Below are 12,819 nucleotides of genomic sequence, written 5' to 3' on the forward strand. Positions count from 1 at the left end.
GAATTAGCGTCAATGACGGAAAATATTCATAAACATCGCATTCTCATTCTGGATTTCGGTTCGCAGTACACTCAGCTGGTGGCACGTCGCGTACGTGAGCTGGGCGTTTACTGTGAACTGTGGGCGTGGGATGTCACGGAAGCACAGATTCGCGAATTCAACCCAAGCGGTATCATTCTCTCTGGCGGCCCGGAAAGCACCACCGAAGAGAACAGCCCGCGCGCGCCGCAGTATGTATTCGAAGCCGGTGTGCCGGTGTTCGGCGTCTGCTACGGCATGCAGACCATGGCGATGCAGCTGGGTGGCCATGTAGAGGGCTCCAACGAGCGTGAGTTCGGCTATGCACAGGTTGAAGTCCAGACCGACAGCGCCCTGATCCGCGGTATCGAAGACTCCCTGACCGCCGACGGCAAAGCGCTGCTGGACGTCTGGATGAGTCACGGCGACAAAGTCACCGCTATCCCGTCCGACTTCGTGACCGTTGCCAGCACCGAGAGTTGCCCGTTTGCCATCATGGCGAACGAAGAGAAGCGCTTCTACGGCGTGCAGTTCCACCCGGAAGTGACCCATACCCGTCAGGGCCTGCGCATGCTGGAGCGTTTTGTCATCGACATCTGCCAGTGTGAAGCGCTGTGGACGCCAGCAAAAATCATCGACGACGCCGTGGAGCGTATCCGCCAGCAGGTGGGTGACGACAAAGTGATCCTCGGTCTGTCCGGCGGCGTTGACTCCTCCGTGACCGCGATGCTGCTGCACCGCGCCATCGGCAAAAACCTGACCTGCGTCTTCGTCGACAACGGTCTGCTGCGCCTGAACGAAGCCCAGCAGGTGATGGACATGTTCGGCGACCACTTCGGTCTGAACATCGTTCACGTGGAAGGCGAGCAGCGCTTCCTCGACGCGCTGGCGGGTGAAAACGATCCGGAAGCCAAACGTAAAATCATTGGCCGCGTCTTCGTTGAAGTGTTCGATGAAGAAGCGCTGAAGCTGGAAGATGTGAAGTGGCTGGCGCAGGGCACCATCTACCCTGACGTGATCGAATCCGCGGCATCCGCCACCGGTAAAGCACACGTCATCAAATCTCACCACAACGTGGGCGGCCTGCCGAAAGAGATGAAGATGGGTCTGGTTGAGCCGCTGCGCGAGCTGTTCAAAGACGAAGTGCGTAAGATCGGTCTGGAGCTGGGTCTGCCGTATGACATGCTCTACCGTCATCCGTTCCCGGGGCCGGGTCTGGGCGTGCGCGTGCTGGGCGAAGTGAAGAAAGAGTACTGTGACCTGCTGCGTCGTGCGGACGCGATCTTCATTGAAGAGCTGCACAAAGCTGACCTGTACAACAAAGTGAGCCAGGCGTTCACCGTCTTCCTGCCGGTTCGCTCTGTAGGCGTAATGGGCGATGGCCGTAAGTATGACTGGGTTGTCTCCCTGCGTGCGGTGGAGACCATCGACTTTATGACTGCCCACTGGGCGCACCTGCCGTATGACTTCCTGGGCCGCGTATCCAACCGTATTATCAACGAAGTGAACGGTATTTCCCGCGTGGTGTATGACATCAGCGGTAAGCCACCGGCGACGATCGAGTGGGAATAAATCCCGCCTGTTAAGCGCATATAAATCAAGCCCGCATCGTGCGGGCTTTTTTTCGCTGGCCTCATTTCACCGCTTGCTCAATCACCCGGGCAATCTCCCTGGGATGACTCACCATCGACACATGGCTTGCCGCTACCTCGCTGGTTTTCGCATCAATCGCTTTCGCCATTGCCCGCTCCAGATCCGGGTTGATCATCCGGTCACTCTTGCTGACCACATACCAGCTCGGCTTATCGTGCCAGGCCGCATGCGTGACCTTTTCCGCAAAGGCATCCGCACGGATCGGGCCCTGAGTGGCGGTCAGTCTGTTTTGCTCATCAGCCTTAATGTCCGGCGCAAAATCCTGACGTACCGATTTGCCCGGCAAATAGAGAAAACCCTCTGCGGTTTTAGCAATCCCAGCGCTCCCCGGCGGGGCAGGGTAGCTGTCCGCCAGCGCCGCCGTCGACTGGCCTGAGTCCGGGGCAAACGCCGCCACGTAAACCAGCGCTTTGACCCGCGCATCGTTACCCGCCTCGCTTATCACCGTGCCGCCCCAGGAGTGGCCTACCAGCACCACATCCCCGTGGGCCCGGGCGATGGCGCGCTGGGTTGCGGCGACATCCTCTTTCAGCGAGGTGAGCGGCAGCTGAACGGCGATGACCTCGGTATGCTGGCGTTGCAGCTTGTCGATCACGCGGTTCCAGCTGCTGCCGTCGGCAAACGCGCCGTGCACCAGAACGACGGTTTTATTATTCGCCAGCGCGGAGCCGCTGGTGGCGGCCAGCAGCAGGCCCACCGCAACGGTATGGATAGACACTTTTTTCATGGTTACGCCTCAGCGATAAATATCGGCGGTGCCGGACAGGGTGTTATTCCCCCCGGCGGAGGTAATACGAAACGCGCTGGCGCCCGCTTTATCGGCTTTGGCCTGCAGTTTTGCCTCCAGATCCGCCAGCGACGTCGCACCGCTGCTGTCGGAAACGGTGCCAATCTTTTGCTCTCCCTGAGGCTGGTTAATTTCCTGGGCGGCGAAAGCGGAAGAGGCCATTGCGGCAGTGAAGGTCAGGACAGCAATCAATAATGTTTTCATGGTTTAAATCCTCAAAAATAGGTCAGGGGTTGCGTTCAGTGCATAACCGCGGCATGCGGCGGCACGGTAAATTCAATGGTTTTACGATCAACAGGTTTATGAGTTGGGTCGGCGAGAATAAGGGTCACCTTGTGATGACCTGCGGGTAGCCCCACCAGAATGACCGGTTCACCGCTGGCGTCGGCCCAGTGCCAGGGATTGTCATCCACGATGACGTGGATATGGCCGATGCGCGGCGTCACTTTCAGCGCCTCAGGCCCGAACACCGGTTCAATGCGCATGTTCTCTGCGCGGTATTGAATAAAGACCGCGCCTTTACTTAGCGGGCCCGCCAGCGGTGGATCCACAATCAGCTTCGCCGGGGGCTGGGGTTGTTCGAGCGGTGCGACGGCAGCAAGGCCATTCACCTCCGCCGCACTAAGCCCGCTTAACGGTGCGGCCCAGGTACAGCCTGATGACAAGGCGAACAGCGTGAGCAGGACATTTCGATGCATCATCCGGGTATCTCCTCTTCAGGTAATCAGTGACAACAGGTACAGAAAACCATTTTTATGTATCGGGTCTGTTTGCTGTGGGCGGCTTTTTTGTATGGCTGCGTAAGCAGGGCGGCGGGGATACAGTGCGATACATTCCGCGCATGCGCAGGGGAGTTTCTGCTGGCAGGGTGTCTGCAGAGGCACCCGGGTGGGTGCTCAAGCCAACAGGAGAATGACCATCATGAATCACGAAAAAGTAGCGTTGATTTTCGGCGGGGCACGCGGGATCGGAGCGGCCATTGCGGCGCGACTGGCGCGCGAGGGCTATCGGGTTGCCATTACCTGGGTATCCCGTCCGGACCGGGCGCAGGCGCTGGTATCAACCATTGCGCGTCAGGGCGGCCAGGCGATAGCCATTGAAGCCGACAGCGCAGATGCGGCAGCAATCCAGGCGGCAGTGGATACGACGCTGCGCCGCTACGGCAGGCTGGATGTCGCGGTGGTGAACGCGGGTGTGCTTCGCCCTGGAACGATTGAGGAGTATGCCCTGGCGGATCTGGACGCCACGCTGTCGGTCAACGTACGCGGCGTCTTCCTCGCCATTCAGGCAGCGGTGAAGCCGATGACGGAAGGGGGGAGGATTATCACCATCGGCAGCAATACCGCCGTGCGTACCGGGCATGCGGGCAGCAGCGTTTATGCCATGAGCAAAGCGGCGGTGGCATCGATGGTGCAGAACCTCGCTCTGGATCTGGCGCCACGGCGCATCACCATTAACAACATTCAGCCAGGGCCCATCGCCACCGATATGACCGCCGGGATGGCGGAGCAGATCGTCGGGAGCATCCCGTTGCAAAGAATGGGCGAGCCGGACGAAATCGCCTCGCTGGCGGCCTGGCTTGCCGGGACATCATCCGGCTACATGACCGGGGCAAGCCTGACCATTGACGGCGGATTTGTTCTTTAGTCACTCAGGGCAGGGATGCCCTCAGCATGGCGCGATGCCTGACCCTTGACGATAGCCACCGCCAGCCCGGCAATCACCAGCGTCAGCCCCCACGACAGCCACATCGCGCCCGCCATGCCCAATATCCGGTTCAGCCATGCATAGGCCAGCGGGGAAGCTGCCGCCATCAGCTGGGCAGGGATCAGCAGCACCCCGGTGCGTTTGGCGTACTCTTCAGGAGCAAACAGCTGCAACGGCAGCGTAGCTTTGACGATGGTCACCAGGCCGTTAATCGCCCCATAGCCCAGCACAAAACCGGCGGCTGACCAGAGCCAGAGCGTAGTGCTGAGCCCCAGCAGAAAGCAGACCGGCATGGCAAGCGCGGTGAGCAGCGTCAGGCGCAGCGGAGTCAGTCCCGCTCCGGCCACCACCTCCAGGAACCGCGCCCCGGTCTGCCCAATTCCCCATAACATGCCGATGGTCACCGGCAGGCCGACGCTGGCGATAAATTCCGGCAGATGGGTCGAGGTGCCGTTAGAGACAAAGGTGATGAGGGCGATAAACGCGGCGTACAGCCAGCCGTTGCGACGATCCTCTCCCCCGGCACGGGCGGCGGGTTTGTTGGCTAGAGGGTGAGTTTGATTGGGTAGCGACAGGATTAACGCGGCGCTCAGCAGGCCGAACAGGGCATAGATCAGCAGCGCTTCACGCCAGTTCATGACCATGAGCAGTGCCTCTCCCAGCGGCCAGAAGACCACCGAGGCCAGCCCGCCCGCCAGCGTCACGCGGGAGATCGTTCGCCGCGCCTGCTGACCGTAGAGATTCACTAGCGCCGCAAACAGTGCGTCGTACAGCGACAGGCGCATACCGATGCCAGTTAACACCCAGGCGCTGTACCAGGTCATAAGCGAGTGCGTGTAAGCCATAAGCAGGCAACTCATGGCGATCAGCAGGGAGCCGGTCATCACCACACGCTGGCCGCCGATCCGCGCCAGTAAGCGGGCGACAAACGGCGAGAGGGCAGCCATCACCAGCATGGCGAGCGTCAGGCCCGAGTAGATTTGCGCTGACGACCAGCCGGTATCCGCCGATATCGCCCGGGCAAAGGTGCCGGGCATATAAAAAGAGATCCCCCAGTTGATAAGCTGGTTACAGCCAGCAGTGAGGGAGAGGGCGCGGGGCAGGGCAGGGTTTTTCATTATCTTTCATTCCATCAGGGCGTTATGCTGAGCATATCGGTTGCATCAGGACCCTGGCAGGCCGGTGCGTTTATGGCTCCTATAAGAGAAACTTTGTGATGACGACGCTGAATCTTGGACAGCTGGCGACCTTTCGTCTGGTGGTGCAGCGGGGCAGTTTTTCTGCCGCGGCGGATCTGCTGGGACTTTCGCAACCGGCCGTCAGTCTGCAGATCCGCCAGCTGGAGCAGTTTCTGCAGGCGCGATTAATCGAGCGAACCGGACGGGGGATTAAAGCCACCGCGGCGGGGCTCACGTTACTTACGCACGGCGAGCGCATCGAGCAGGCGGTGGATGAGGCGATACGCGCGATAGGGGCCTTCAGCCATGAGGTGAGCGGCACCATTACCCTCGGAATGGGTGCCACGGCCTGCATCCATCTGCTGCCACCTCTGTTGCAGCAGCTGCGTCAGGATCATCCGCTGCTGCGGGTTGGCGTCACCACCGGCAATACCCTTGAGATTGTTCGCGCTATCGAGGAGAACCGTCTCGATCTGGGGCTGGTGACACTCCCGGCTGCCGGGTCTGCGCTTTCGATCGCACCGGTGATGAATGAGGAGTTTGTCTATATCGCCGCCGGGGAAGAGCAGAGGCAGTTCGGCATGCTGACCGCTGAGCATCTACAGGATCGACCCTTTATCGCCTTTAGTGCGGGAAGCAGTACGCGTACGGTCATCGACGCCTGGTTCCAGGCAAGCGGCGTGGAGGTGCAGCCGGTGATGCAGTCCGGCAGCATCGAAGCGATCAAGCGTATGGTTCGTGTCGGGCTGGGGTACAGCATTATTCCCCGCATGGCGGTCGCCTGCGCGCAGGACAGACAGGGATTATGCGTACAATCGCTTACGCCGGTATTACAGCGCCAGCTGGCTATTGTTATGCGTCAGGACAAAATACTGAGCAAAGGAATGAGCGAAATTATTCGTTTATTACAAACAACAGAATAATTAAATTAACCAATAAAAACCAAACGATTAATTAATTGTCGATGTGGAACGCCCGGCATAATCGACAGAGAGGCTGGATTGCTGGGCCTGTTTTTTCTCCTGATGGTGATACCAGGCACCTATAGAGGAATAGACGAAACGGCCAAGGAAAAAGAAGAAGCTGATTAGCAGTATGATACGCGTCATCCGAGTGTTAAACCGATATCGTCTTCGCATACGTGTGGCCTGACTCACTGTTGTTTTCCTGATAATACCCTGCGGGCGGTACGCCATTAAGGCATACGGGCGGGCAGGGGTCAATTAATCGTAATGTAAAATTGCGTCAACAACTCACTCACTTAATGTTATGTATAATAATTAACTTATTTACGCCATTGATAATTAGCACAAAAGTGTGGTCAAAAAATGTGAATCTAATTGAGCGATATTAATATTTTTGATTTAAGTCAAATGTCACCCGCCGTTGCTAATTAAAATCTTTTATTCCCTTCGTGTAATCGTTATTCGATGCGCGGCAACAGTGTCAGGTTGGATGCCTGTCTGAATTACCCCCGGGATCAGCGGGTTTACTATGGCATCTATGACTATTTTCACTTTATACAAAAAATACAAAGATCGCTGGTGGGCGCTGCCGATGCTTCTGCCGATCGTGCTGCTGCCCATTGCGCGCTTAGCTACTACCTACACCCAGGTTGAGGGGAGTCTGGTGGTGCTCTACTATATGCCGCTGGCGTTGTTACTCGCGCTCATGCTGTTTTATGGAATGGCGGCAGTGCCGGGCATTATGGTTGCGCTCTTCCTGCACTATTATCCCTCGATTGGCGACTACGAAACGGCGATTGCCATTGCGCATTTCCTGATCCCTATAACTCTCAGTTGGGGCGGATATCGGGTCTTCACACCCCGACGTAATATGACTGCCTATGGCGACGCACGGCTTATCGCGCAACGGATGTTCTGGCAGATGTTCTGCCCGGCCACGATTTTTCTCCTGCTATTTCAGTTCGCGGTTTACCTCGGCGTTTACCAGACGCGGTTTGACCTGGCCGGTATCAGTACTCCCGGGATCCGCTCGCTGATTAACTATCAGGGGTTACTGGTTGGCTGCCTGACAGGGGTGCCCTTCAGCTATGTGATCATCCGCATCCTCCGTCATCCCCGCTATCTGCGCAGCCTGATATCGCAGATTAGGAGCCAGATAGACCGCAAAGTGTCGCTGGCAGAAGCTGTCACCTGGATGTTGATCAACAGTGCCTTACTGGCCCTGCTGTTATGGCCGATTAACGAAAACAGCAGTATCTTCAGTACCAACTACACGCTGTCGCTGCTGATGCCGGTCATGCTTTGGGGATCGATGCGCTTTGGTTATAAGCTGATGTCTCTGATCTGGACTCCAGTGCTGATCGTCTCTATTCACTATTTTTACCGCTACATCCCCTGGTCGCAGGGATACGATATTCAGCTCACCATTACCTCCTCCAGTTATCTGGTCTTTACCTTCGTGGTGGTCTATATGGCGGTACTGGCGACGCGACAGCGGGCCATCAATATTCGCGCCCGTCGGCTGGCGTTTCTCGATCCGGTGGTGCACATGCCAAACCTGCGGGCGCTCAATCGTGCCCTGGGCAAAAAACCCTGGTCGGTGCTCTGTTTCTTGCGCATCCCTGAACTGGAAGTTTTGGGGCGTAACTATGGCGTACTGCTGCGCATCCAGTACAAACAGAAGCTGGCCGCCTGGCTGAATGATTATCTGCAGCCGGATGAGTGCATCTATCAACTCTCGGGTCACGATTTAGTGTTGCGTTTAAATACCGAGCTGCACCAATCCCGTATTGAAGAGCTGGATCTGCACATCAAACGCTTTCGCTTTATCTGGGATGGGATGCCGCTGCAGCCGCAGGTGGGGGTCAGTTACTGCTATGTGCGTTCACCGGTGGTGCATATCTATCTGCTGCTGGGTGAGCTGAGTACCATTGCGGATCTCTCTCTGGCGACCAACCACCCGGAAAACCTGCAGCAGCGGGGCGCAATCAACCTGCAGCGCGGTCTGAAAGACAAGGTTGCGATGATGAATCGCGTGCAGCGGGCGCTGGAAAAAGATGAGTTTACCCTGCTGGCGCAGCCCGTACAGGGCATCCGCGGCGATAGCTATCACGAGATACTGCTCCGCCTGCAAAATGGTGATGCCGGGCTGATCTCGCCCGATATCTTTTTGCCCGTTGCCATGGAGTTTGGCCTTTCGTCGCGAATTGATCTGCTGGTGCTGGAGAAGACGCTTCAGTTTATGGCGAAGAATCGCGAAACGCTCCCGGGGCAGCGGTTCGCCATTAACCTTTCGCCAACGTCCGTTTGCCGGGCCCAGCTGCCGCTTGAGGTCAGCCGGATGTTGCAAAAATATGCCATTGAGAGCTGGCAGCTCATCTTCGAGATCACCGAAAGCAGCAGCTTCGGCAACGCCGGGCTGGCGATGCAGACCGTCAACCATCTGCAGCAGATGGGGTGCCGGATTGCCATAGATGATTTTGGTACCGGCTACGCCAGCTATGCGCGCTTGAAAAACGTGGATGCCGATATTCTGAAGATCGACGGCAGCTTTATTCGTAACATCGTCAGCAATAGTCTGGATTACCAGATTGTCGCTTCGATCTGTCATCTTGCGCGGATGAAAAAGATGCTGGTGGTGGCGGAGTATGTTGAAAGCGAAGAGATCCGCCATGCGGCTGAAGCGCTGGGCATTGACTATTTTCAGGGCTATTTGATTGGCAAACCTGTGCCGCTGGAGAGTCTGCTTAGGGGTGAGGCGCTCGGTATGAGCGCCTGACGGGAAGATTACGCGGCGACGTGCGGGGAGTGCTCTTCTTCAATTTTCAGGCACCAGCCGGTGACGGCGCTCCAGTACTGTTGCTCTTTTTCCAGATCCAGCAAGACCAGCGCATTCTGGCTAAACCAGTCATGCGGGAAACTCAGCGTCCAGTGGTTATCGTCCGTGGTGAGCGTCAGCGTAGGTGGCGTTGTCGTCGCCTGGCGCTGGTTGTTCAGCAGCACGCCCAGACGTAACAGCTGGATCAACGGCAGGAACTGTTTTTTCTTGAACAGCGTAAAGCGCGGCAGCTCATCCAGCTTAACGGCTTTACGATGATAGCGCACCAGCGAGGCCATCATGGTCTGCTGCTCCTGGTTGAAGCCTGGCAGGTCGCTGTGTTGCAGAATGTAGGCCGAATGGCGGTGCATCCCGCTGTGGTTGATATTGAGCCCCACTTCATGCAGCATCGCCGCCCATTTGAGCAGAGCCGCCAGCTGCGGATGCGCCAGTTTCGGGTTCTGGGCTTCCCACTGCTCATACATTTGGGTCGTGGTTTCCAGCACGCGTCTGGCCTGTTCGCGGTCAATATTGTACTGGTTGGCCAGGCTCTGCGCGGTGCGGCTGCGAATATCCTGATGACGGAAACGGCCTTCCATCTCATAGAGTACCCCTTCGCGCAGCGCGCCGTCGGAAAGACGCAGCTCGCGGATCGCCAGCGCATCGAACACGCCACACAGGATCGCCAGACCCGGCACAAACACCGCTTTGCGCTCTTCGGAGAGACCCGGCAGGCTGAGGGCGGTAAAGCTCTTATGCTTGAGCACCTCTTCCATCAGCCTGGTCAGACGCTCAGGGGTAATAAAGCCATCTTTTTCGCCCATCTCCACCAGCACTTCGTGTGCCGCTTTGATCGTACCCGAGGCGCCAAGCGCCACGTTCCAGCCCTGCAGACGGTATTGCCAGGCGAGGGACTCCAGCTTCTGTACCGCGGCCATCCGCGCGCGCTGGAAGTTCTCCCGGCTGATCGCCCCGCCGGGGAAATAGAGTTGGGCAAAGCTGACGCAGCCCATCCGGCGGCTTTCGACCAGATGCGGCTCAAAGTTTTCGCCGATCACCAGCTCCGTCGAGCCGCCGCCAATATCAATCACCAGCTTGCGGCCTTTTTCAGGTTGCGTATGTTCCACGCCCATAAAAATCAGACGGGCTTCTTCGTTACCCGAAATGATTTCGATAGGGTAGGGGATCACCTTTTCCGCGCGCTTTAAAAATTCCGTCGCGTTTGCGGCCTGGCGCAGGGTATGCGTTCCGACAATGCAGACGCTCGACGGGGTGAAACCCTGCAGGCGTTCGGCAAACAGCGACAGGCAGTTCAGCCCGCGCTCCATCGCCTCTTCGCTGAGCATATTGTTCGCATCCAGGCCATCAGCCAGGTGGACGCGCTGCTTCAGACGACCGATGATCTGCATTGCGCCATCCACCTCACGGGCGATGACCATGTGGAAGCTGTTAGAACCAAGGTCGACCGCAGCAAACTCCTGCGGTCGTGGGGTCTTATCGTTTATCGGCATAGGTTAATCGGATTGCTCGAGTGATTTGATATAGTCGTAAATCGCCAGCTGTGCCCGTACTTTACGGCGATTGCCGCGCGGCACATAGCGGTTACTCAGTTCTTTATCGACATAACGTGCTTTTACAGTATCACTTAACAACAGGTCGATAATATCAAGAATTTGTTGCTTCAGCCGCGGATCGAGCAGCGGTGCCGCCACTTCAATCCGGTAATCGATGTTTCGCGTCATCCAGTCGGCGGAAGAGAGGTAAACGCGTTTATCGCCGCCATTCTCAAAAATATAGATCCGATCGTGCTCAAGATAGCGATCGACGATGCTGATGACGCGAATATTTTCACTGATGCCCTCAAGATCGGGGATCAGCGAGCACATGCCGCGGATCAGCAGATTAACCTGAACTCCCGAACTGGAGGCGGCATACAGGCGATCCACCAGTCCTTTATCGACCAGGTTGTTGAGCTTAAGCGTAATGCCGGCCGGCTGGCCGTTTTGCGCGTTGGCGATCTCGCGGTCGATCATGTCATACAGCAGACGACGGGAGTTCTGCGGGGAGACCAGCAGATAGTCGAAATTAACCGGACGATAGGGGTTTTCAATAAAGTTGAAGACCCGACGCACCTCGTTGGTGATCCGCGCATCGGCGGTCAACAGCGAGTAGTCGGTATAGATGCGCGCGGTCTTCTCGTTGAAGTTACCGGTGCCGATGTGGGCATAACGCACCACATCATCACCCTCTTTACGGGAGATGAGGAACAGCTTGGCGTGGATCTTCAACCCAGGGGCCGAGAAGATCACGTGTACGCCCGCTTCGGTCAGACGACGGGCCCAGTGGATGTTGGCCTCTTCATCGAAACGCGCCTGCAACTCCACCACCACGGTCACTTTTTTGCCGTTGTGGGCAGCGTGGATCATCGCATCGATAATGCGGGAATCTTTCGCCACGCGGTAGATGTTGATTTTAATCGCCAGCACGTTGGGGTCGAACGACGCCTGCCGCATCAGCTCCAGTACATGCTCAAAAGTGTGGTACGGATAGTAGAGCAGGACATCGCGCTCGCGAATGGCGTCGAAGCCGTTACGGAACTTATCAAACCAGATATGGCGCAGGCGGGGCAGCGGCTTGTTCACCAGGTTGGCCTTGCCGACGTTTGGGAAGCCGATAAAGTCTTTGAAATTATGATAGCGACCGCCCGGCACGATGGAGTCATAGCGGGAGATGGTCAGCTTTTCGCGCAGCATATCAACCATGGCATCGGGCATATCGCGCTGATAGACAAAGCGCACCGGCTCCGCCGTCAGACGCTGCTTGAGGCTGGATGACATCAGCTCCATCAGGCTGGCCTCCATCTCGTGCACCAGGTCATACTCGGCATCGCGGGTCATCTTCATGGAATAGGCGTTCAGCGCATCGTAGTCGAAGAACCCTTTGAAGATATCGTCCAGGCAGTAGCGCAGGATGTTATCCAGCAGGATCATCGGCTTGCGGCGGCGCGGCGTTTCCGGTGGCAGGTTGACGAAGCGCGGCACCTTGTCTGACGGGATTTCCAGCAGCGCATAGCGGATGCTGTCGCCGCGGATAATCTCCACCGCCAGGTAGGTGTAGTCATCTTTCAGGAACTGCACCAGATCGGTTTCGCGGTTAATCAGAATCGGGGTGATGTGCTGGCGCAGATACTGTTTGAAATAGTGACGCAGCCAGCTCTGCTGGTTAACCGAGAGCTGACGCTCGTTAATCAGGAAGATTTGATTACGCGCCATCTCCAGCAGCAGTTCGTTATACAGGCTGTCAAATTCCTGGTCGGCTTTCAGTACCCGGGACTGGATCTTGCCAAGCAGATGACGCGAATTCGAGTTTAAACCCTGCTCTTCGCTAATGATGATTCGACGCTTCAGTTCAGCGAAACGCACTTTATAGAATTCATCCAGATTATTGGAGTAAATCCCCAGAAAACGCATGCGCTCAATCAGCGGGTTACTTTTGTCGGCCGCTTCCTGAAGCACGCGCTCGTTGAACGCTAACCAGCTTAGCTCTTTCTCGATGTATAACTTTTCCTGACCCATTACTACTCACACTCCAGTTCAATCACAGGACGTGGTAAATCCGTCTCGCCTTTATTATGGCGAGCATTTCCACAATATGTCCAACTGTGTCAGAAAAGTATGACAGTTAAATTTTTTC

Annotated in this window: 11 protein-coding genes; 4 read left to right on the top strand and 7 right to left on the bottom strand. The window is 56.8% G+C overall.

The window, feature by feature from the left end; genetic code table 11:
• Nucleotides 1–12 precede the first annotated feature (12 nt).
• Nucleotides 13–1,590 (top strand): glutamine-hydrolyzing GMP synthase, encoded by a 1,578-nt coding sequence (guaA, locus tag B3X29_RS09650; RefSeq protein ID WP_103180698.1) that lies wholly within the window; start codon nt 13–15, stop codon nt 1,588–1,590.
• Between the two features lie 61 nt (nt 1,591–1,651).
• On the opposite strand, the gene B3X29_RS09655 is transcribed toward guaA, so the two are convergent.
• From B3X29_RS09655 to B3X29_RS09665, 3 genes are read right to left on the bottom strand one after another with little or no spacing between them, the layout of a single operon-like run.
• A complete protein-coding gene (locus B3X29_RS09655) occupies nt 1,652–2,398 on the bottom strand; it encodes an alpha/beta fold hydrolase (RefSeq protein WP_159340058.1) in 747 nt (248 codons plus the stop codon).
• Between the two features lie 9 nt (nt 2,399–2,407).
• Nucleotides 2,408–2,662 carry a DUF1471 domain-containing protein gene (locus B3X29_RS09660; RefSeq protein ID WP_103180696.1) on the bottom strand — a complete coding sequence of 85 codons (255 nt, stop codon included), beginning with the start codon at nt 2,660–2,662 and terminating at the stop codon, nt 2,408–2,410.
• A 35-nt stretch (nt 2,663–2,697) separates the two neighbouring features.
• Nucleotides 2,698–3,159, bottom strand: coding sequence for a DUF6130 family protein (locus tag B3X29_RS09665; protein WP_103180695.1), 462 nt, complete (start codon nt 3,157–3,159; stop codon nt 2,698–2,700).
• A gap of 220 nt (nt 3,160–3,379) precedes the next feature.
• Between B3X29_RS09665 and B3X29_RS09670 the strand changes: the two genes are divergently transcribed.
• Nucleotides 3,380–4,105 (top strand): SDR family oxidoreductase, encoded by a 726-nt coding sequence (locus B3X29_RS09670; protein WP_103181121.1) that lies wholly within the window; start codon nt 3,380–3,382, stop codon nt 4,103–4,105.
• Here B3X29_RS09670 and B3X29_RS09675 read toward each other — a convergent pair.
• On the bottom strand, nt 4,102–5,283 hold the full coding sequence (locus B3X29_RS09675; RefSeq protein ID WP_159340059.1) for an MFS transporter: 1,182 nt from the start codon (nt 5,281–5,283) through the stop codon (nt 4,102–4,104). The two genes, B3X29_RS09670 and B3X29_RS09675, sit on opposite strands and share 4 nt — an antisense overlap.
• 98 nt (nt 5,284–5,381) lie before the next feature.
• Between B3X29_RS09675 and B3X29_RS09680 the strand changes: the two genes are divergently transcribed.
• Nucleotides 5,382–6,266 (top strand): LysR family transcriptional regulator, encoded by an 885-nt coding sequence (locus tag B3X29_RS09680; RefSeq protein ID WP_103180693.1) that lies wholly within the window; start codon nt 5,382–5,384, stop codon nt 6,264–6,266.
• A gap of 27 nt (nt 6,267–6,293) precedes the next feature.
• Here the strand turns inward: B3X29_RS09680 and B3X29_RS09685 are convergent, their stop codons facing one another.
• Nucleotides 6,294–6,500: a YfgG family protein gene (locus tag B3X29_RS09685; RefSeq protein ID WP_159340060.1), complete on the bottom strand. Its 207-nt coding sequence runs from the start codon at nt 6,498–6,500 to the stop codon at nt 6,294–6,296.
• Nucleotides 6,501–6,846: 346 nt separating this feature from the next.
• On the opposite strand from B3X29_RS09685, the gene B3X29_RS09690 reads away from it, so the two are divergent.
• Nucleotides 6,847–9,087 (top strand): sensor domain-containing phosphodiesterase, encoded by a 2,241-nt coding sequence (locus B3X29_RS09690; RefSeq protein ID WP_103180691.1) that lies wholly within the window; start codon nt 6,847–6,849, stop codon nt 9,085–9,087.
• Nucleotides 9,088–9,095: 8 nt separating this feature from the next.
• Here B3X29_RS09690 and ppx read toward each other — a convergent pair whose 3' ends face one another.
• Both ppx and ppk1 read right to left on the bottom strand, forming a co-directional pair.
• A complete protein-coding gene (gene ppx, locus B3X29_RS09695) occupies nt 9,096–10,637 on the bottom strand; it encodes an exopolyphosphatase (protein ID WP_103180690.1) in 1,542 nt (513 codons plus the stop codon).
• A gap of 3 nt (nt 10,638–10,640) precedes the next feature.
• Nucleotides 10,641–12,701 (bottom strand): polyphosphate kinase 1, encoded by a 2,061-nt coding sequence (ppk1, locus tag B3X29_RS09700; RefSeq protein WP_103180689.1) that lies wholly within the window; start codon nt 12,699–12,701, stop codon nt 10,641–10,643.
• Nucleotides 12,702–12,819 lie beyond the last annotated feature (118 nt).

This window comes from Leclercia sp. UBA5076, assembly GCF_002416465.1.
In the GTDB taxonomy this organism is placed as follows: domain Bacteria; phylum Pseudomonadota; class Gammaproteobacteria; order Enterobacterales; family Enterobacteriaceae; genus Enterobacter.